Source organism: Lysobacter sp. GQ73, assembly GCF_059758755.1.
The window spans coordinates 78,100-98,569 of record NZ_JCAXEE010000004.1; the positions used below are offsets into that span (position 1 = coordinate 78,100).

15 protein-coding genes are annotated in these 20,470 nt (G+C 64.7%); 7 read left to right on the forward strand and 8 right to left on the reverse strand.

The window, feature by feature from the left end; genetic code table 11:
• Positions 1-8 precede the first annotated feature (8 nt).
• The gene (locus AC6CH2_RS12975) at positions 9-1,277 is read right to left on the reverse strand and encodes a type II secretion system F family protein (protein ID WP_498269594.1); all 1,269 of its coding nucleotides are present in this window, start codon (positions 1,275-1,277) and stop codon (positions 9-11) included.
• 3 nt (positions 1,278-1,280) lie between these two features.
• Positions 1,281-3,008: a type IV-A pilus assembly ATPase PilB gene (pilB, locus tag AC6CH2_RS12980; protein WP_498269595.1), complete on the reverse strand. Its 1,728-nt coding sequence runs from the start codon at positions 3,006-3,008 to the stop codon at positions 1,281-1,283.
• Positions 3,009-3,143: 135 nt separating this feature from the next.
• Here pilB and AC6CH2_RS12985 point away from each other — a divergent pair, with 135 nt between their 5' ends.
• From AC6CH2_RS12985 to AC6CH2_RS13000, 4 genes are read left to right on the forward strand one after another with little or no spacing between them, the layout of a single operon-like run.
• Positions 3,144-4,037, forward strand: coding sequence for a glycosyltransferase family 2 protein (locus AC6CH2_RS12985; protein WP_498269596.1), 894 nt, complete (start codon positions 3,144-3,146; stop codon positions 4,035-4,037).
• Positions 4,028-4,729 (forward strand): class I SAM-dependent methyltransferase, encoded by a 702-nt coding sequence (locus tag AC6CH2_RS12990; protein WP_498269597.1) that lies wholly within the window; start codon positions 4,028-4,030, stop codon positions 4,727-4,729. Before AC6CH2_RS12985 ends, AC6CH2_RS12990 begins: the two co-directional genes overlap by 10 nt.
• Positions 4,719-5,576, forward strand: a complete 858-nt coding sequence (locus AC6CH2_RS12995; protein WP_498269598.1) for a hypothetical protein — start codon at positions 4,719-4,721, stop codon at positions 5,574-5,576. The genes AC6CH2_RS12990 and AC6CH2_RS12995 overlap by 11 nt, the downstream gene beginning before the upstream one ends.
• A complete protein-coding gene (locus AC6CH2_RS13000) occupies positions 5,573-6,718 on the forward strand; it encodes a glycosyltransferase (protein WP_498269599.1) in 1,146 nt (381 codons plus the stop codon). Before AC6CH2_RS12995 ends, AC6CH2_RS13000 begins: the two co-directional genes overlap by 4 nt.
• 204 nt (positions 6,719-6,922) lie before the next feature.
• Here the strand turns inward: AC6CH2_RS13000 and AC6CH2_RS13005 are convergent, their stop codons facing one another.
• The 6 genes from AC6CH2_RS13005 to AC6CH2_RS13030 form a co-directional block, all read right to left on the reverse strand.
• On the reverse strand, positions 6,923-8,830 hold the full coding sequence (locus AC6CH2_RS13005; RefSeq protein WP_498269600.1) for a hypothetical protein: 1,908 nt from the start codon (positions 8,828-8,830) through the stop codon (positions 6,923-6,925).
• A gap of 104 nt (positions 8,831-8,934) precedes the next feature.
• Positions 8,935-10,830, reverse strand: coding sequence for a hypothetical protein (locus AC6CH2_RS13010; RefSeq protein ID WP_498269601.1), 1,896 nt, complete (start codon positions 10,828-10,830; stop codon positions 8,935-8,937).
• A 126-nt stretch (positions 10,831-10,956) separates the two neighbouring features.
• Complete coding sequence (locus AC6CH2_RS13015) at positions 10,957-11,367, reverse strand: pilin (protein ID WP_498269602.1); 411 nt, start codon at positions 11,365-11,367, stop codon at positions 10,957-10,959.
• A 164-nt stretch (positions 11,368-11,531) separates the two neighbouring features.
• Positions 11,532-11,957: a pilin gene (locus AC6CH2_RS13020; RefSeq protein ID WP_498269603.1), complete on the reverse strand. Its 426-nt coding sequence runs from the start codon at positions 11,955-11,957 to the stop codon at positions 11,532-11,534.
• A gap of 695 nt (positions 11,958-12,652) precedes the next feature.
• Positions 12,653-14,059 carry a sigma-54-dependent transcriptional regulator gene (locus tag AC6CH2_RS13025; protein ID WP_498269604.1) on the reverse strand — a complete coding sequence of 469 codons (1,407 nt, stop codon included), beginning with the start codon at positions 14,057-14,059 and terminating at the stop codon, positions 12,653-12,655.
• 99 nt (positions 14,060-14,158) lie between these two features.
• Positions 14,159-15,784, reverse strand: a complete 1,626-nt coding sequence (locus tag AC6CH2_RS13030) for a sensor histidine kinase (RefSeq protein ID WP_498269605.1) — start codon at positions 15,782-15,784, stop codon at positions 14,159-14,161.
• Between the two features lie 252 nt (positions 15,785-16,036).
• On the opposite strand from AC6CH2_RS13030, the gene sucC reads away from it, so the two are divergent.
• The 3 genes from sucC (at position 16,037) to AC6CH2_RS13045 (ending at position 20,447) form a co-directional block, all read left to right on the forward strand.
• Positions 16,037-17,203 carry an ADP-forming succinate--CoA ligase subunit beta gene (sucC, locus tag AC6CH2_RS13035; RefSeq protein WP_435393925.1) on the forward strand — a complete coding sequence of 389 codons (1,167 nt, stop codon included), beginning with the start codon at positions 16,037-16,039 and terminating at the stop codon, positions 17,201-17,203.
• Between the two features lie 12 nt (positions 17,204-17,215).
• Complete coding sequence (gene sucD, locus AC6CH2_RS13040) at positions 17,216-18,091, forward strand: succinate--CoA ligase subunit alpha (RefSeq protein WP_435393926.1); 876 nt, start codon at positions 17,216-17,218, stop codon at positions 18,089-18,091.
• Between the two features lie 331 nt (positions 18,092-18,422).
• Positions 18,423-20,447 carry an NAD+ synthase gene (locus AC6CH2_RS13045; RefSeq protein WP_498269606.1) on the forward strand — a complete coding sequence of 675 codons (2,025 nt, stop codon included), beginning with the start codon at positions 18,423-18,425 and terminating at the stop codon, positions 20,445-20,447.
• The last annotated feature ends 23 nt before the right edge of the window (positions 20,448-20,470 follow it).

Consider the following 20,470-nt stretch of genomic DNA (forward strand, 5'->3'; position numbering starts at 1 on the left):
TTCCCCGATCAGATCGTCGCAGCAAGTTTGAAGATCGGCAGGTACATCGCGACCACCATGCCGCCGACGATGACGCCCAGGATGATCATGATCAGCGGTTCCAACAGACTCGACAGCGCGTCGACCGCGTTGTTGACCTCCTGCTCGTAGAACTCGGCGACCTTCACCAGCATGGTATCCAGGGCGCCGGCTTCTTCGCCGATCGCGGTCATCTGCACCACCATGTGCGGGAACAGGTTGACCTGCTTCATCGCCATGTTGACCTGGTAGCCGACCGAGACGTCGTCACGGATCCGGTACACGGCCTTTTCGTAGACCACGTTGCCGGTCGCGCCGGCGACGGTGTCGAGGGCCTCCACCAGCGGCACGCCGGCGCGGAAGGTGACGGCGAGGGTGCGGGCGAAGCGGGCGATCGCGGCGTTGTGCAGGATTTGCCCGACCACCGGGATCTTGAGCATGGCCCGGTCGAGGAAGTGGGCGAAAGCCGGCGAGCGGTTCTTGGCCATGATGAAGGCGACGGCGGCGCCGACCACGAGCAGCAGGATCGCCCACCACCACTTGATCATGAAGTCGCTCATCCCGATGACCATCAAGGTGAAGGCCGGCAAGTCGGCGCCGAAGCTCTTGAAGGTGGCCTGGAACTGCGGCACGACGAAGATCAACAGGATCGCGCTGACCAGGATCGCGACGGCAACGACGGTCGCGGGATAGAACAGGGCCTTCTTGATCTTGCCCTTGAGGGTCTCGATGTTTTCTTTGTAATTCGCGATCGTATCCAGCACGGTCTCGAGCACGCCGGCAGACTCGCCGGCCTTGACCAGGTTGCGATACAGCTCGTCGAACTGGACCGGATGCTTGGACAGCGATTCGTGCAGCGACGAGCCGCTTTCGATGTCGGCACGTATGGTGTTGAGCAAGGTCTTCATGCGTGGATTCTTGTGCCCTTCGCCGATGATTTCCAGCGAGGTCACGATCGGCACGCCCGACTTCATCATCGTGGCGATCTGGCGACTGAAGATGGCGATCTCGCCCGGGGTGATGCGTTTGCCGCTCGCGCCGAACAGAGGCTTGCCCTTCAGCTTGACCACGGTCGGGGTGATGCCCTGGCGGCGCAGTTCCGCGCGCAGCAGGTTGGCGTTCTTCGCCGCCTGCTCGCCCTTCATGACGATGCCGCGCTTGTCGGTGCCTTGCCAGACGAACAGGTCCAGCGGGTTGGCGCGGCGTACCGCGGGGGCTTGCTTGGCTGCGGTGCGGGTGGCGGATCGGGTCGCGGACATGGTTTAGTCCTTGGTTACGCGGTTGATTTCGGCCAGGCCGGTGACGCCGTTCATCACCTTGATCAGTGCGGAGCGGCGCAAGTCGTTCACGCCGGACTTGATGGCGGCGGCCGCGATCTGCATCGCGTTGCCGCCCTCCAGCACGATGGCCTGGATTTCGTCGGTCATGGGCATGACCTGATAGATGCCGGTACGTCCCTTGTAGCCTTCGGTGCAGTCCGGGCATCCCGCCGGCTCGTACAGCTTGAATCCGGACGCTATCTCTTCCGGGGTGAAGCCTTCGGCGAGCAGGGCGTGTTCCGGCAGATGCACCTCGCGCTTGCAGTCGTGCAGACGGCGGGCGAGGCGCTGGGCGATGACCAGAGTCACCGACGAAGTGATGTTGTACGGCGCCACGCCCATGTTCATGAGACGGGCGATGGTCTGGGGCGCGTCGTTGGTATGCAGGGTGGACAGCACCATATGGCCGGTCTGGGCGGCCTTGATCGCGATTTCGGCGGTTTCCAAGTCGCGGATCTCGCCGACCATGATCACGTCCGGATCCTGGCGCAGGAAGCTGCGCAGCGCGGCGGCGAAGGTCATGCCGCGCTTGACGTTCATCTGTACCTGGTTGATGCCGGGTACGCGGATTTCGACCGGGTCTTCGACGGTGGAGATGTTGCGCTGCTCGTCGTTGAGGATGTTCAAGGCGGTATACAGCGAGACCGTCTTGCCCGAGCCGGTCGGGCCGGTCACCAGCACCATGCCGTAAGGCTTGACCACGGCATTGATGAACAGCTCTTTTTGATAGTCCTCGTAGCCGAGCTTCTCGATGCCGAGGCGGGCCGCGCTGCCGTCGAGGATACGCAACACGATCTTCTCGCCGAACAAGGTCGGCAAGGTGCTCATGCGGAAGTCGATCTGCTTGGTCTTGGACAGATTGAGCTTGATGCGGCCGTCCTGCGGCACGCGCTTCTCGGCGATGTCGAGCTGCGCCATGACCTTCAGGCGCGCGGCGATGCGCGAATGCAGTTTATTCGGGACCTTGGCGACTTGCTTAAGCAGACCATCGATGCGCAGGCGAACCCGATAGTCGGTCTCGTAGGGCTCGAAGTGAATGTCCGAGGCGCCGCGGCGGATGGCGTCGACCAGAACCTTGTTGATGAACTTGACCACCGGGGTGTCGTCGCCCTTGGCGTCGATGCCGGTGTCGCTGGTGGTGCTGAGGTCCTCGTCCTTTCCGATCTCCAGGGTGTCCAAGCCTTCGCCATCGCCGACCGCGTTGGCGAGGGCATCGGAATTTTCCAGCCAACGGTCCAGGGTGCGGCGGATCAGCTCCTCGTCGACCAGGATGGCCTCGACCGCGGCATTGGTCTGGAACTTGATCTCGTCCAGGGCGGCGGTATTGGTCGGGTCGGCCAAGCCGATGAACAGCTTGTTGCCGCGTTTGAACAAGGGCAGCGCACTGTGTTTGCGGATCAGCTCCTCGCTGATCGCCCGGACTGCGGACTGGCTCGGGTCCAGCGCGCTCGGGTCGAACAGCGGCACGCCGAACTCGATCGAGTTGGCGGCGGCCAGTTGGGCGGAGGTGGCAAGACGGTGCTCGGCCAGATAAATGGCCAGAGGCTTACGTTCGGCGGTGGCCGCGGCCATGGCTTCGCGCGCCTTGACCTCGTCCAAGGCACCATCCAAAACCAAACGCCGGGCAATGCCGGTGATACCCACCAAGTTGGCGGTCGCGACGCTGGACATTTCAGCCCTCAGTTTTCCCCACCCTGACTTTACCGCAATCTCAGGCCGCGGCGAGCTGACCGCGGTCGCTTTTCTGGAGTCGGGCGGTTCTAGCTCCAGTGCGGACAGGCTATCCTGCACCCTTGGGGAGACAACATGCACGTATCTGTAGTTTTGCCGGCCAAAAACGAGTCGGAAGGGCTTCGCGGCACCTTGCCGGCCCTGCGCCAGGCCCTGCCGGGGGCCGAAATCATCGTAGTCGACGACGGCTCTACCGACGATACCGCCGCGGTCGCCGCCGGCTTGGGGGCCAAGGTCCTCTCGTCGCCCTACTCGATGGGTAACGGGGCGGCGATCAAGCGCGGCGCCCGTGCCGCGAAAGGCGACGTCATCGTGTTCATGGACGCCGATGGCCAGCACGACCCGGCGCACATCCAGTTGCTGTTGGAGCGCCTGGATGCTGGGTACGACATGGCCGTCGGCGCACGCGATTCAGGCGGTCAGGCCAGTGTGGGCCGGGGCGCCGCGAACGCGTTATACAACCGCCTGGCCAGTTGGATGACCGGGCACAAGGTCCAGGACCTGACTTCGGGCTTCCGGGCCGTGCGCGCCGCCAAGTTCCGCGAGTTCCTGCATTTGCTGCCGAACGGTTTCAGCTACCCGACCACCAGCACGATGGCGTTTTTCCGCAGTGCGTACCCGGTGACCTACGTGCCGATCGAGGTCGCACGCCGGGTCGGCACCCAAAGCCATATCCGACCGCTGCGCGACGGCATCCGTTTCCTGCTGATCATCTTCAAGATCGCCACCCTGTATTCGCCGCTGAAGCTGTTCGCGCCCGCGGCGATCGGGTTTGCCGCGCTGGGGCTGGGGCACTACGTCTGGACCTTCGCGACCCAGGGGCGTTTCACCAATATGAGCGCATTGTTGCTGAGCGCGTCGGTGATCGTGTTCCTGATCGGCTTGGTGTCCGAGCAGATCACCGGTCTGACCTATCTGCACGGACGCGATGCCGCGATCGATCCCGACGAGAACCCTGAATGGCGCTAGCTGAGCGCACAGGGCTGCGCGGCCGGTTCCGCGGTTACTCCGGCGCCCGGCCCGACGTCGTCCGATTATTGCCCGAGACGGGTTTAAGCCGGGTGCTCGATGTCGGCTGTGGCGCCGGCATGACCGCAGCGCTGGTTCGTGAGCGCTGCTCAGGGGCGCGAGTGACCGGAATCGAGCCGGTGCAAGCGCTGGCCGAACACGCCCGCGGGCAGGTGGACGAGCTGATCGTAGGCCGGATCGACGATCCGGCGGTGCTGGAACGCCTCGCCGCACAGGCGCCGTTCGATGCGATCGTCTGCGCCGACGTGCTCGAGCATCTGGCCGACCCGCTGCCGGTGCTGCGCGCACTGGCGCAGCGGTTGGCCCCGGGCGGTTGCCTGGTGACCAGCCTGCCGAACGTGCGCCACCTGTCCACATTCGTCGCGCTCGGCTTGCTCGGCACGTGGCCGGCACGCGAGCGCGGCATTCACGACCGCACCCATCTGCGCTTCTTCGCGCGTCGCGATATTCTGCGCCTGGGCGAACAGGCGGGGCTGGAACTGCGCGCCGAACGGCGCAACGTACGGCTGCTCGAATCGCGTGCCTGGAGCTTGGTGCTGGCCAAGCCGCTCGATTTCTGGCCGTTTCGCGGTTTCGTCACCTTCCAATACCTGCATCGCTGGACCCGGGCCGACGCCGTCCATGGTGGTTGAGCGGCGCGGCTGGTGGCGGTTGGCCGCGGCCTATGGGCTGGCTGCGCTCGCCCTGTATTTCTGCGTCCGTTATCTAGGCGTGCATGGCGGGCGGTTCGTCGAGGCGATCCTGGAGTTGTCGCCGGTCCGCTTGGCGTCGGCATTCGGCTTGTTCGCGTTGGGACTGGGACTCAATGCAGGGGGGTTCGCTTTCGCCAATCGAGCGTTGGCAGCGACGGCGCCGGCACGCGTGTTGATTGGCGCGTGGCTGGCGACCTTGCTGGCCAAGTACATTCCGGTTGGCATCGGCCACGTCCTGGGACGCGGACTGGTGTTGTCACGTCATGGGGTCGACGCGCGTGCGACCGCCTGGGTCGGGCTGTTCGAGCAAGCGCTGTCGATGGCGTTGTGCGTGGCGATCGCGGTGCTCGCGTATATCGCGACTCGGCATGTCGCGTACCCGGTCGCCTGGGGCTTGGCGCTGGCTGGTGTAGGACTGTTGCTGGGGGGCGGGTGGTGGTTGCGCCGACGCATGCTCCTGCGGCCGGCGTGCTGGCTGGCGGGGCTGGCCTGCTACGCGGCGGCGATGCTGCCGTATGCCGGGGCCTATCTGGTCTTGGTCGAACCGGCTGAACCCATTCGCTTTATCCAGGCGTTGTTCGCCGGTACCGTAGCCGGCGTACTCGCGGTGCTGGTGCCCGGTGGCCTGGGGGTGCGCGAATCGGTGATCGCGGCCTGGTCTGGCCAGAACACGGCGGAAACCGTACTTGCCGGGGTCGTCGCGGCACGCGCCCTGATCCTGGCCGCAGAAACGCTGGCTTCGTTGGTCGGTCATCGGATGCTGCAACCACGGAAGATGTCGTCGTGAGTTCGGAACTGATCGTCGCGGGATTGCGCGCCTCGGGCGAGGGCTACCCCAATGCCGAGCAGACCATCCGTTTGCTGCAGGAACAGGGCGATTGCCGGATCCGCGACCTCGGCCAGGCCCTGCCCCCGTACCTGCACCTGTGGAAGCTCAGCCGCCTGCCGCCGCACCGGCAACTGCTTGTACTGGCGCGATTGGGGTTCGGTAATCTATTGAGTCTCGTCCGCGTGCTGCGCGTGGCGACGCCGCAGAGCCGGGTCTATGTGCCGTATCCGAGCGTGTTCTTCCTGTGGCTGTTGTCGTTCCTGCCCAGTTCATGGCGGCCGTTTTGCATCGCGGATGCGTATATTTCGGTATGGGATTCGATGTTCCGCGACCGGGCCCGCAGCGGCGATTCGACGGCGTCGCGCTGGATCAGGCGCATCGAGGCGCGCGCCCTGCGTGCCGCGGGCCGGGTGCTGGTCGATACGGAAGCCAACCGGGATTGCCTGATCGAGGACTTCGGCCTCGCTGCCGAGCGGGTGCGCTCGCTGCCGCTGGCGATCGACGCGAAGCCGTTCCGTGCTGCGCCGGAGTACGAGCCGCTCGCGGGGGTGCTGAACGTGCTGTTCGTCGGCACCTTGATTCCCCTGCACGGTGTGCCGACGATCCTCGACGCCGTGCAACGCTTGCTCGATGCGCCTGCGCAGAGGGATCGCTTCCGCTTCCGCTTCGTCGGCGACGGCCAACTGGGCAGCATGCTGAGTGAGTTCGTGCAGCGCAACGATCCCGACAAAGTAACCTGGATACGAGAGTGGCAGCCGTTGGATCGAGTGGCCCAGGAAATCGCCGGCGCGGATATCTGCCTTGGCGTTTTCGGCGGACATGGAAAGGCATCGCGGGTCTTGCCATTCAAACTTTATATGTATTTGGCGGGCGGCCGTGCGATCGTCAACCAGGCAGCGATCTCCCTGCCCGCGAACGTCCCGGCACCGCCGATCGAGTCGGTGGCGCTCGACGATGCAGGCGCGTTGGCCGATGCCCTGGCCGCCCTGGCCGACGACCCGCAGCGACGGAGCGAGCTCGCGCACGCGGCCTCGAGCTACTTCGATTCCTGGTTGAGCGGAGCGGCCGTGAGTCGCGCATGGAAGACGTTAGATATCTGAGCCTCCGACGCGAGTGTCCGAAATCGCTAAGCCAATGAACGCGTGCGGCTAATGACGGGCGTGCACGGCAGACCGCCGACGTTCGAGGCGGAGGCGAAAGCCGGGCGGCAACGTAGACAGGATGTCGATATTCGGAGCCAGAAGAGGGCTCCGTTAGCTCTATGCGTGGCCCGGCGATCGAGGGCGAACCCGCCTTGGCTAGTGTCAGTCTCTTGCGGCTGCCGGGGTTGCCGCGCTGGTTTCGATCAACCCACGTATCTCGTCGGCTTGTCGGCGCTGGGAGCGATGTCCCGGATCGATCAGTTTTTCGGCGGAGCTCAGGGCCAATTTCGCGCCGTTCAAGTCTCCGAGTCCTGCGCGTGCGTGCGCTAGTAACAGGCCGATGTCGGCCGAGGCATTCGATCGCCAAGCGATTTCAGTTTGTGTTGCGGCAACCGACCAAGTACTCGCGCGGATCGCAACGATTGCGGTCAGAACGCGAAACTGCTGTTTCGGCAGAGCGCCTTCGGGCTGAGTACTCGCGGCCTGCAATTGTCGTAGCATTGCCACGACGATTGCTCCGTCGGTCAATGAGCCGCAGCGTCCGTTGCGATTGGCCTGTATGAGAACATCGAACGCCTGGACCTCGCCGACGGTAATCTTGGCGCGCGCATCGGCCATGACTCGTTCGAAGTAGTTCGCGGGCACGCCGAGATCGGCGAAACAACGCACCGAAGCGAGATCTACCCGTGCCAGCAGCCGCTCGCGTGGCCGGTCGCCTTCGGCGATCGGACGCAAGACCGCCATGCTATGGCCGAAGGCCCGAGCATTGAGTTCGCGCATCGCTTTTGTCTGCCTGGCTCGTAACGATTCGGGGTGGTGTATCAGGGCGAGATCGACGATAGCGTCTTTGCTGCGCCAGATCAGGGCGCGCTGCAAGGTCAGCCAGGACAGGGTGGCGAGCGCGACGACAGCGATCATTATCGCGATCCGGTCGGCGATTCGATCGCCTTGCAGCGTAGCGGCGATCGTTCCGATCACCGCCAGGCCCAGGCCGATCGACGGCAGATAGTTGCGGTGTTCGTAGTACAGCTCAAGCGGCAGGATGCTCGACTCGACACTGTGGGCGAGGAGAAAGAAGAACCATCCGGCGAACAGGCTCGGCCAGCGTTTGCGTAAGGCAATGGCAACAAGGGATGACGCTGCCAGGAACGCCACGCATATTGCGGTGGAGTAGGGGGAGAACAGGCCAGTCGACGCCCTGAAGTCGTCGGTGTACAAGCCCATTTCGTCGCTGCGCGGCAGGACCAGTTGGCCTATGTAATCCGTCAGTACTCGTGCCTGGCTCAGAAGCCTTTGATAAGGACTGAAATCCAATACGGCATAGCCGCCCAAGGGCCGCTCCGGTGAGAGGACGAACACGGTAACCACCAGAGTTGCCGGCAACGCCAGGAACAACCCATAGAACAAGCCGAGCATGCGTTTGTTGCCGGCGTTTCGGCGATAGTAGGTAAGCTCGAGTACGGCGCACAGAGCAGGGGTGGCGGCCGCATTTTCCTTGCTTAGAAGCCCTGCGGCGAACAGCAACGGAAACCAGAAAAATAGCTTCCATGCCGCGCCCTTGTCGTCATCCAATGCCAGGCGCTGTCGTGCATCCAGATAGACCAGAATCGAGGCGAGGGTGAATAAGGTACTGAGCTGCGCCATGCGTTGCACGGCGTACAAGACGGTGCTGACCTGCATCGGATGCAGCAGCCAAATCGATACGATGATTGCTGAAATCTCGTCGGCGCGCACTTGCAGGCGAGGATCTTGCGTCAGTATGCGGCGCAGTACCTGCCAAGCCAGCCAACCGCAAGCCAGATGCGTAATCAGATTCCCGAGCTTGAACGTGAACGGGTGATTGCCGAGAGGTCCCGCGGTCAGCAAGAAACTCGCCATGGAAACCGGCCGGCCCAGTGCTCCGGAATAGTTGCCGAATACAGCTTCGTACCAAGGGATGCGGCCATGCGCCCATTGTTGGACGGGCGCCAGATTGGCCAGGTCGTCGAGGAGGAAGGGGCCGTCGAGACCTGCCCAATACATGATGATCGTAAAGATCAGGCTCGCAAAAACCCAATGTTTGGTCTGCATTGCGATTCCGTGCACTGGGCAGCCTTGCAGCGAAGATTTGTTCGAACGGCACTAGTGGGGCTCCGCGCGCGCGGCGCGGAGTCCCAGGTCTTGAACGTAATCGGCTACTTCTGCTGTTGCAGCAAGACACGTGTTTTGGCGAGCTCCGCACGGCCCGCCGTGTCGTAAGGTTTCATTTTGCGATCGAGGATTGTGGCCAGGGCTTCGGCTTGGGGCCGCAGGCCGCGCATGGCGTAAATCTGGGAGAGCAACGCTCCGACCGGAAGGTCGCCGCTAGCATTCCATGCTTGCTCGGCCTGTTTTTGGGCATCCGCTAAACGGCCTGCGCGCAGGAACATCTCCGCAGCCAGGAACCGAGTCAGCCACTTCGAGCGCGATCCTTCAGGCTGCGCGGAAGCCCGTTGGAGCATCGACGCGATGCCGTCAGCGATGACCGAATCAGACAGGCGGCCGCATCCTTGTTCCTTGCTCACGCGTGCGAGCAAACGCAGCGCCGGCACTTCCGACATGGTCAAATTGGGGCGTGCTTCGGCTAGGGCTCGTTGCAGATCCTGGGGGGGGACGTCTATGCGGCGGATACAATCGAGTGTTACCCAGCTGATGCGCCCGACCACTCTGTTGCGTGGGTTATTGCTCGATAGCAGATCGGCAAAAGCATCGTAGGATCCCTGGGTGTCGCCTTGGCGCATGGCAATTGTGGCTCTCAATAGCTGCGCACGCATCGAATCCGGGTGATGCTTGAGCCCTTGCGCCAGGATGGTGTCTTCGGCTTGCCAGACATGCGCGCGTCCAGCTGTCGCGAAGGCGAAAGATAAGGCGAATCCGCCTGCTGCCAGAAATCCGAGATGCTTGGGGGTCAATACATTCGTCGGAAGCTCTTTCAGCAGCAGTATCGCCAGTCCGACGATGGCTAAGAGCAAGCCTATCGCGGGCAGGTAATTTCGGTGCTCGAAGTACAACTCCAAAGGCAGGATGCCCGACTCCACACCGTGAGCAACGAGGAAGAAGAACCAGCCGGCAAAAACAGTGGGCGCGCGTTTACGCAATGCGATCGCGCCCGCACTGATCGCCACGAGGGCGGCCAGTGAGACCAGAGTCGTTGCCGGAGAAAGCAGACCTGTCGAGGCCTGAAAATCGTCGGTATACAAGCCGAGCAACGGTGTTCTAGGGATCAGGATCGTACCGATGTAGTCCATCAGAATACGGCTTTGAGACAACAGGCGCTCGACGAGCGTGAAGTCGCGCTCCGCATAATTCACCAGCAAGCGATCGGGGTTCATCAGTAGCACGCCGATGACTGCAATAGCCGGCAGCGCGAGAACCAGGCCGAAGAACGTCTTGAGGATTCGGGTGCGTGTGCCGCCAGAGGCGAAATAGGCCAGTTCGATGACGAGGCAGAGGGCGGGGGCGACCGCCGCATTTTCCTTGCTCATCAGTCCGGCGAACACCAAGGTCGGGAAGAGCACGAAAAGCATGGCGAATGCCTTGCGAGTCTTCCCTTCATTAAGCTGTCGGCGAGCGGTCAGGTAGGCCCAAAGCGAGGCAAGCACGAATAGCGTGCTGAGTTGAGCCATGCGCTGCACCGAATACAGCACGGTGCTCACGTTGATCGGATGCAGCAGCCAAAGGCCGATGACGATGCTGGCGAGCAGGTCGGCATGCGCGGACAGGCGCGGATCCTCGCTCAGGAGCCGTCGGATGACCTGCCAGCCAAGTAGGCCGCAAATCAGATGGATGACGAGATTGCCTAACTTGTAGGCGTAGGGCGTATGGCCGCTCAGCTCGGCACTGAGCAGAAAGCTCGCCATCGACAATGGGCGGCCCAGCATGCCCGATGCGTTGCCGAATACTACCGACTGCCAGGTGGCTTCGCCGGCCAGCCAGTTTTGAATAGGGCTCAAATTGGGAAGGTCGTCAAACAAGAACGGGCCGGAAAGGCCCGTCCAGTAAACGAATGCGGTGAGCGCCATCGCGACGCAAAGCAGAATGCGGGCCTGCATGGAGCCTGTCCTACCGGGAAATATGTGAGGCGGACTATACCCGCAAGACTTGTGTCTGTGCCTGTGCTTGGTAACCGCAACTGATGTCGTCTTGAGCCGAGAGCTCTATTTCATTGCAGGCAGGGCTTAGCGGCACTCGGCAGGTACCAAGGTCAAGTTGGTATCGCTGGGGACGCTGCAGTCCCATTCGAGTCTGCCCCCGCTGGAACTAGGCCTCAAGGTATAGGTGATGGGCGTTCTTACATTGGTCGTCGTAGCGGTGATCACCCCGCTAGCGCCGACTTCCACTGTCGCGCAGTAACTGGATGCCACAAAGCTGTAGCCTGTATTGGTGGCGGTGACGAGGCTCAACGAACCTCTATCCTGTGCCGTCTCGGCCACCGAAAGCTTGGCCGCCGCCGCGACGTTGAGGCATTCGGCGTTCTTGGTCCGCGCGACGTAATCCAGGTAAGCCGGCAGGGCGATGGAGATCAGGATGCCGAGGATCGCGATGACGATCATCAGCTCGATCAAGGTGAAGCCGCGTTGACGTTTCATAGTGGAACCCCTGGGATCTGGTGCGGTTGAAGCCGTGAATACGGTCGGATCGTCAGGGGGGTGATCCGGGAATTCCTAGCAATGGGGCGATTCATTGCGTTCTTGCTAGAAGAAACCCCGGCGAGCCGGGGTTTCTTTGTGAAGCCTTGGAGCAGAAACCGCTATTAGTCAGCGCGGCATTCGGCCGGAATCTGCGATTCCTTGGCGCCGGCAGTTTCCGTGCAGGTCCACTCGATGCGGCCCGATTCCATGACCGGGGTCAGCTCGAAGGTGGCGAGCTGGGTTGCGCCGGTGGCCTGGGTGGTGGCCGTGATCACGCCGGTGCCGGCTGCGATTTCGACAGTAGCGCAGTAGCTGCTGGCGACGAAGCTGTAGCCGGTGTTGGTGGCCGTGATGGCGGCCAGCGAACCGCGATCCTGAGCGGTCTCGGACACGGCCAGCTTGGCGGCGGCGGAGACGTTCAGGCACTCGGCGTTCTTGGTGCGGACGGTGTAGTCCTGGTACGCCGGCAGAGCGATGGCGATCAGGATGCCGAGGATGGCGATGACGATCATCAGTTCGATGAGGGTAAAGCCTTGCTGCTTCTTCATGATGTTTCCCCTAGGAGTGATTGAGTTGCTTCACGTGCCTGCAGGCTCGAGTGTTCGATCCTTCGGCAGCCGTGCGTGCCGCACGTGCATGTAGGAGTACGCACATCCCATGCCAACCTCCGTAGTCATGAACCGGGGGATCGAAAGTGATAGTCAGGTCACGTAAAGCGAGCTGGAGGGGTCGGCGAGGGTGACGCATAAGGTCAGTCGAAGGGTGGTGAGGGTGACCTAATGCGTCACGTTGCACATTGCCTGGCCAGAAGTGGGGCGCCCGTCACGCACGGCTTGGCCGGTCCGGGAGCCAAGGGCAATGAGGCAGGAGAGCGAATCCAGAGTGCGTTGCGCGGTCGACATCCAGGGTCGGTTTTTTGGCCGTTGTCGTCGGCTAAAGCCTTGCGCCATGGGCGATTGGCACCGTGCTCGCTGTCCTAATCCTCGCGCCCGCGGTGTTGCGTGGCGAAGCGACTGGATGGGGTTTGTCCACGCGATCGGCGGTGCCGATGCTCGCTCGATCGAGCGGCAGCGCACGCGATCTGCGCGTAGATTCGTGTGCCATGGCGAGGGGTTGCGATGCGGCGTGATCGCCTACGACAAGCTGTGCTTGTGATCACATTCTGCAGTCGCGAGAGCATTGCCGGCAGACAGCGGATGCCGCCGAACGACGCCGTCGTCCGGCCTAGCCCCGCGCGCGGCGATCAGTCGATCCCGAGCTTCTTGAGCTTGTAGCGCAGCGCGCGGAAGGTGATGCCGAGGGCGGCCGCCGTGCGGGTCTTGTTGTAGCGGTTTTCCTGCAGCGCCTGCTGGATCGCGGCGCGCTCGATCTCTTCTATATAAGAAGGCAGGGCGCTGGTCGCGGTGTCGCGCGGGTTAAGGGTGCGCGGGTCGACGGCGCCGGCGGATTGCTGCGGCGCTGCGCCTGGGGTCTGCGGTTCGTTCGGCGGTGTCTGGGTGGCCAGGCGCGGCAGGCGCAGGTCGCTGGCATTGAGGACTTCGCCTTCGGCCAGGGCCAGGGCGCGTTCGAGAATGTTTTCGAGTTCGCGCACGTTGCCCGGGAAGCCGTAGGCGCGCAGCGCATCCTGGGCGTCGTCGCCGAGACGCGGCACCGGACGGCCCTGGCTGCCGGCGAGGCGGTGCAGGATCTTCGCGGCGAGGCCGGGCAGGTCGTCGAGGCGTTCGCGCAGCGGCGGCACGCGCAGCTCGATCACGTTGATGCGGTAGTACAAGTCCTGGCGGAAGCGGCCTTCGGCGACGAGCGCGGCCAGGTCCTTGTGGGTCGCCGACAGGATGCGCACGTCGACGACGAGTTCGGCCTGGGCGCCGACCGGGCGAATGGATTTTTCCTGAATCGCGCGCAGCAGCTTGACCTGCATCGGCAGCGGCAGCTCGGCGACCTCGTCGAGGAACAGGGTGCCGCCGTCGGCGGCCTGGAACAGGCCGGGCTTGTCGACGTGGGCGCCGGTGAAGCTGCCTTTTTTGTGGCCGAAGAACTCGCTCTCCATCAGCTCGGCCGGGATCGCGCCGCAGTTGACCGGGACGAACGGGCCGTCGGCGCGGCCGCCTTCGGAGTGGATGGTGCGCGCGACTAGCTCCTTGCCCACGCCGGACTCGCCGGCGATGTACACCGGAGCCTGGCTGCGGGCGACCTTGCCGATGGTCTGGCGCAGCTTGATCATCGCCGGCGATTCGCCGTACAGGCGCGAGCCGACCGCTTCGCTGGCGCTGCGGCGAGTGTCGTTGAGTTCGAGGGCGTGGCGTACCAGATCGCGCAGCACCGCCAGGTCGACCGGTTTGGCGACGAAATCGAAGGCGCCGGCCTTGAGCGCGTCGACCGCGGCCTCGACGTTGCCGAAGGCGGTGATCATCGCGACCGGGGTATTGGGGTATTTCTGGCTGATCTCGGCGACCAGGTCCATGCCCGAGCCGTCGGGCAGGCGCATGTCGGTCAGGCACAGGTCGTAACGATTGCGCAGCAGCTGGCTGCGCGCCTCGCCGAGGCCCGATGCGGTATCGCAACGCAGGCCCATCCGGCCCAAGGTCATGACGAGGAGCTCGCGGATATCGCGCTCGTCATCGACCACCAATGCACTACGAGTTTCTGCCATTGCGCCCTCCACCGCCCACGATAGCTTAACGAGGCCGTCGCGGCCAAGACGCACAGGATCGGGAATCCCAGACCGGGAATCCGCTCACGCAAGTATGGCTCAGACCAGGGACAGCGCGCTCGCTCCGGCGAGCCGGATGCGGAAACAGCCGCCGCCGCCGGGCACCGGGACGAAGTCGAGCGAGGCCTGGTTCGCTCGGCAGAGCTCGCGCGCGATGTACAGGCCCAGGCCGGTGCCGTGGCTGGAAGTGGTGAAGAACGGGCGGAACAGGCGTTCGGCGACCGACTCGGGAATGCCCGGGCCGCGGTCGAGCACGTCGATCGCCGGCAGGCCGACTTCGTCGAAGTACACGTGCACGGTGACCCGCGCGGGCTGGCCGGGAAGGCGGCCGTAGGTCAGGGCGTTGTGCACCAGTACGGTCAAGGCCTGGTGCAATTGCCTGGGATCGACCAGGGCTTCGACCTGGCTGCGCGGGCCGGTCGCGCGCAAGGTGTCCTGTTCGATCGGATGGCTGGTGCGGTATTCGTCGACGAACTGGCGCACGAACCCCATCAGCTCGACGTGCTCGGGCTTGGCCGGTTCGCGCCGGGCCATGCCGAGCACGTTCTCGACGATGCCGTTCATGCGCGAACCCTGCTGGCGCACGATTTCGAGCAGGCGGCGGTCGGAGATGGCGATGTCGTGCGACTCCTCCAGCAATTGCACCGCGTAGTTGATCGCGGCGAGCGGGTTGCGGATCTCGTGGGCGAGGCTGGCCGAGAAGCGGCCGAGCGCGGCCAGGGTGATCGACTCGGCATGGCGCGACACCAGCGAGGTGTCGTCGAGGAAGATCAGGGTCTGGTCGCTGCCGGCGAGCAGGCGGGTGAAGCGCGGCACCACCTCGGGCAGGTCCGGGGCGAGCTGCAGCGGGCTTTCGTCGGGCCGGCCTTCGGTGCGCCAGCGGCTCAGCCGGCGGGCCAGTTCGGGCGAGGCGATCGCCAGCACGCGGTGGCCGTGGCGCTGGCCGTCGTACTCGCCGGAGTCGCCGAGCAGCAGCATGGCCGCTTCGTTGGCCAGGCGCAGGCGACCTTCGCCGTCGACCAGCAGCACGCCGGTGCGCATGCGCCGGATGATCAGTTCGTTGATTTCGGCATAGTTGGCCGCCTCGGCGCCGCGGCGCTCGGCCAGGTCCTGGGTCTCGCGCATCTGCCGGCCGAGGGCGTTGGTCAGCAGGGCGATCGAGAGGTAGCCCAGAGCGAACATGATCGGCTCGGCGACGGTGCGGCCGAGGCTTTCGCCGCCGAGCTCGTTCCAGACCCATTCGCCGATCAGGCCGATGCAGGCCACCACCGCCGCGCCGATGCCGTAGCGCGCGCGCATCAGCAGGGCGGCGGCGCCGACGTTGAACATCAGCATCAGGGCGATGCCGGTGCCGGCGCGCGGCAGCGCGTGGATCGCCAGGATGCCGAAGAACAGGTCGCTGGCGATGCCGGCGAAGACCTGGCTGCGCAACTCGCCGCGGCGACTGAACAGGAACAGCAGGCTGGCGATGAACAGATAGGACAGGGCCAGCGAGCGGGCGAACAGGTCGTGGCGCGGCGCTCCGATCAGGTCCGCGACCGGCCCGAACAGGAAGAACACCAGCAGGGCGGCTTCGAGCAACCGGTACAGGGTGAAGAAATAGAGTTCGCGGCGCAGCGCGAGGTCGGCATCGGCCGGACTGACGGGGGCGAGACCTGACGGCAAGCGGGGTTTCCCTGCGCGGGCGGAGTATTGATCAGTATAGGCGACTGGCTTGTCCCGGCCTGCGCCTATCCCGCGGCCGGGACCGCGCCGGGCGGGGAGGGCCGGATGGACGCAGGCCGGGCCGGCCGGGGCGGCCGAGCGACGGGTTTTGCTTCGGCCCGCCCCGATCGGCGACAATGCGGCCCCCTCGCGCGTGCTCCGGCTTCCGGCCGCATGCACCTGCGGGACGTCTTTCACTCCCCTCGGTGACGCATGAATTTTCACGAATATCAGGCAAAGCAGCTGTTTGCCGACTACGGCATCGCAGTGCCGGCCGGGCGCGTTGCGCGCACTCCGGATGAGGCCGTCGCGGCCGCCAAAGCCATTCCCGGCGACCTGTGGGTGGTCAAGGCCCAGATCCACGCCGGTGGCCGCGGCAAGGCCGGCGGCGTCAAGCTGGCCAAGAGCTACGACGAAGTGAAGCAGTACGCCCAGGCCATGCTCGGCACCAAGATGGAGACCTACCAGTCGGCCGGCGTCGCCCTGCCGATCGATACGGTGCTGATCTCCGAAGGCACCGACATCGCCAAAGAGCTGTACCTGTCGGTCCTGGTCGATCGCTCGACCAAGTCGATCACCTTCATCGCCTCGGCCGAAGGCGGCGTGGAAATCGAGAAGGTCGCCGAGGAAAACCCGGAAGCGATCAAGACCATCCACGTCAACTACGTGCAGGGCCTGCAGCCCTACCAGTGCCGCGAGCTGGGCTTCGCCCTCGGCCTCAACGCCAAGCAGGTCGGCCAGCTGAGCAAGATCATGCTGGGCCTGTACAAGCTGTTCAACGAGAAGGACCTGGCGCTGGTCGAACTGAACCCGCTGGCGATCCTGACCAACGGCGACCTCGCCGTGCTCGACGGCAAGGTCAACAGCGACGACAACGCGACCTTCCGCCACAAGGATCTCGCCGGCATGCGCGACATCCGCCAGGAAGACGAGACCGAGGTGCTGGCCAGCCAGCACGACCTCAACTACGTCACCATGGACGGCAACATCGGCTGCATGGTCAACGGCGCAGGCCTGGCGATGGCGACGATGGACGTCATCCAGCTCGAAGGCGGTTCGCCGGCCAACTTCCTCGACGTCGGCGGCGGCGCCACCAAGGAGCGCGTGACCGAAGCGTTCAAGCTGATCCTGAGCTCGGACAAGGTCAAGGCGATCTTCGTCAACATCTTCGGCGGCATCGTCCGCTGCGACATGATCGCCGAGGGCATCATCGCCGCGGTCAAGGAAGTCGACGTCAAGGTGCCGGTGATCGTGCGCCTCGAAGGCACCAACGTGGAAGCCGGCAAGGAACTGCTGAAGAACTCGGGTCTGGCCATCACTGCGGCGGACAACATCAACGACGGTGCCAAGAAGGCGGTTGCCGCCGTCGCGGGCAAGTGAGGCAGGACTGACATGAGCGTTTTGATCAACAAGAACACCAAGGTGATCGTGCAGGGCTTCACCGGCTCGCAAGGCACCTTCCACGCCGAGCAGATGCTCGAATACGGCACCAAGGTCGTCGGCGGCGTGACCCCGGGCAAGGGCGGCACCGAGCACCTCGGCCTGCCGGTCTTCAACACCGTGCGCGACGCGGTCGACGAGACCGGCGCCGACGCCTCGGTCATCTACGTGCCGCCGCCGTTCGCGGCCGACGCGATCCTGGAAGCGGCCGACGCCGGCATCCGGGTCATCGTCTGCATCACCGAGGGCATCCCGGTGCTCGACATGCTGCGGGTGAAGAACACCCTCGACGGTTACGAGGACGTGGTTCTGGTCGGTCCGAACTGCCCCGGCGTGATCACGCCCGGCGAGTGCAAGATCGGCATCATGCCGGGCCACATCCACATGCCGGGCAAGATCGGCATCGTCTCGCGTTCGGGCACCCTGACCTATGAAGCGGTCAAGCAGACCACCGACGTGGGCCTGGGCCAGTCGACCTGCATCGGCATCGGCGGCGACCCGATCAACGGCACCAACTTCATCGACGCGCTGAAGTGGTTCCAGGACGACCCGCAGACCGAAGGCATCATTATGGTCGGCGAGATCGGCGGGTCGGCCGAGGAAGAAGCGGCCGAATTCATCAGCCAGTACGTGACCAAGCCGGTGGTCGGCTTCATCGCCGGCGCCTCGGCGCCGAAGGGCAAGCGCATGGGCCACGCCGGTGCGATCGCCTCGGGCGGTTCGGGCACGGCCGAAGGCAAGTTCGCGGCGATGGAAAAGGCCGGCGTCACCACGGTGAAGTCGCCGGGCGACCTCGGCGCGGCGATCGCCAAGCGTCTGGCCAAGTAAGCGGTTCGGTTTGCTAAGTCGTTGTTTGGAAAAGGCCGCCTTCGGGCGGCCTTTTCTTTGGGGGCGAAAAGCTGCCCTCACCCCAACCCCTCTCCCGTGAACGGGAGAGGGGCTTTCTTTAAAAAGCAGGCGTTCGCGCGAGAGATCTTCCTTCCGGCCGTAGAAAAGGAAGGTCGATAGAACGTCCCCGCTACGAAAACTCCTACCCGCAGCCGAGACCAAGCCCCTCTCCCGCTGGCGGGAGAGGGGTTGGGGTGAGGGCGCCTTTTTCCTACACCCAAGCACAGAGCGCGAGCTCCAAGCTGATCGCTCCCAATATAGGAGCGCGAGGATGCGCCCAGGCCGGAAACGCGATTTCGCCCGCCGCCTGCGCAGGGTCATGACCGAAGCCGAATGCAAGCTGTGGTTCTTCCTGCGTAACCGGGCGCTGATGGGCTGCAAGTTCCGACGCCAGCATCCGATCGGTCCGTATGTCGCCGATTTCGCCTGTCTGGAACGCGGTGTCATCATCGAGGTCGACGGCGGCCAGCACGCGGACTCACAGGGCGACAGGATTCGTACCCGTTGCCTTCGCAGCCACGGCTACCGCGTCCTCAGATTCTGGAACAATGACGTCCTGACGCAGACCGATGTGGTGCTGGAACGGATTCATGCCGCCCTGGTCTGCCATGCTGTCGGTCCAGGCCGGCGTTCCCTGCCCAATTTCCCTATCGCCCCCATGTCCAAGACCCTGCGCATCGCCATGGCCCAGTTCGACTTCCCGGTCGGCGCGGTCGAAAAGAACGCCGAACGCATCGCGGCGATGATCGTCGAGGCGCGCGACCGCCACGGCGCCGAGGTGGTGTTGTTTCCCGAGCTCGCGGTCAGCGGTTATCCGCCGGAAGACCTGCTGCTGCGTCCCAGCTTCCTCGCCGAGTGCGAGGCCGCGCTGGGGCGGATCGCCCAGGCCGCGCGCGGGATTGTCGCGGTGGTGGGCTGGCCGCAGGCCGCAGGCGCGGTGGTCTACAACGCCGCCAGCGTGCTGCGCGACGGACGGGTCGAGGCGACCTACCGCAAGCGCGAGCTGCCCAATTACGCGGTGTTCGACGAGCGCCGTTATTTCGATGTCGACCCCGACGGCGAGGCCTGCGTGTTCGAGGTCAAGGGCGTCTGCGTCGGCCTGGTGATCTGCGAGGACCTGTGGTTCGCCGAGCCGCTCGCCGCGACCGCGGCCGCCGGCGCCGGGCTGGTGCTGGTGCCGAACGCCTCGCCGTTCGAGCGCGACAAGCACGCCCAGCGCGATGCGCTGCTGGAGCTGCGGGCCAAGGAAACCGGGGTGGCGCTGGCCTATCTCAACGTCGTCGGCGGCCAGGACGCCCTGGTCTTCGACGGCGCCTCGGTGCTCGCCGACGGCAACGGCCAGGTGCATCCGGCTGCGAGCGCATTCGAGGATCACTGGCTCGTCGCCGACTACCGCGACGAAGACCGCAGCTTCGTGCCGGTGGCCTGGCCGGCCGAATCGGACGAAGGGCGCGATGCGCTGGCCTGGCGCGCGGTAGTGCGCGGCACTCGCGACTATTGCCGCAAGAACGGCTTCGACAAGGTCTGGCTGGGGCTGTCGGGCGGCATCGATTCCTCGCTGGTCATGGCGATCGCGGTCGATGCGCTGGGTCCGGAGAACGTCATCGCGGTGCGCATGCCCTCGCGCTACACCGCCGACCTGTCCAACGACCTGGCCGCCGAGCAATGCGCGAGCCAGGGCGTGCGCCTGCTGGCGCTGCCGATCGAGAAGCCGTTCCAAGGCTATCTGGACACCTTGGCCGAGGTGTTCGCCGACAAGGCGGTCGACGTCACCGAGGAAAACCTGCAGTCGCGCACCCGCGGCGCGCTGTTGATGGCGATGAGCAACAAGTTCGGCGGCCTGCTGCTGACCACCGGCAACAAGAGCGAGTACGCGGTCGGTTACGCCACCATCTACGGCGACATGTGCGGCGGTTATGCGCCGATCAAGGACCTGTACAAGACCGAGGTGTTCGCGCTCTCGCGCTGGCGCAACGCGGTCGCCGGCGCGCCGGTCATCCCGTGGGCGGTGATCGACCGTCCGCCCTCGGCCGAGCTGCGCGAAAACCAGAAGGACCAGGACTCGCTGCCGCCCTACGACGTGCTCGACGCGATCCTGCTGCGCCACGTCGACCAGGAGCAGTCGCGCGACGAGATCGTCGCGGCCGGTTACGACCCGGCCACGGTCGACAAGGTGCTGCGCCTGGTGCGGATCAGCGAATGGAAGCGGCACCAGGCCGCGCCGGGGCCGAAGGTTTCGCGACGGGCGTTCGGCCGCGAGCGTCGCTACCCCATCAGCAACGGTTACGTCGGTTGATCGCGTAGCGTTTTGCAGGGGCG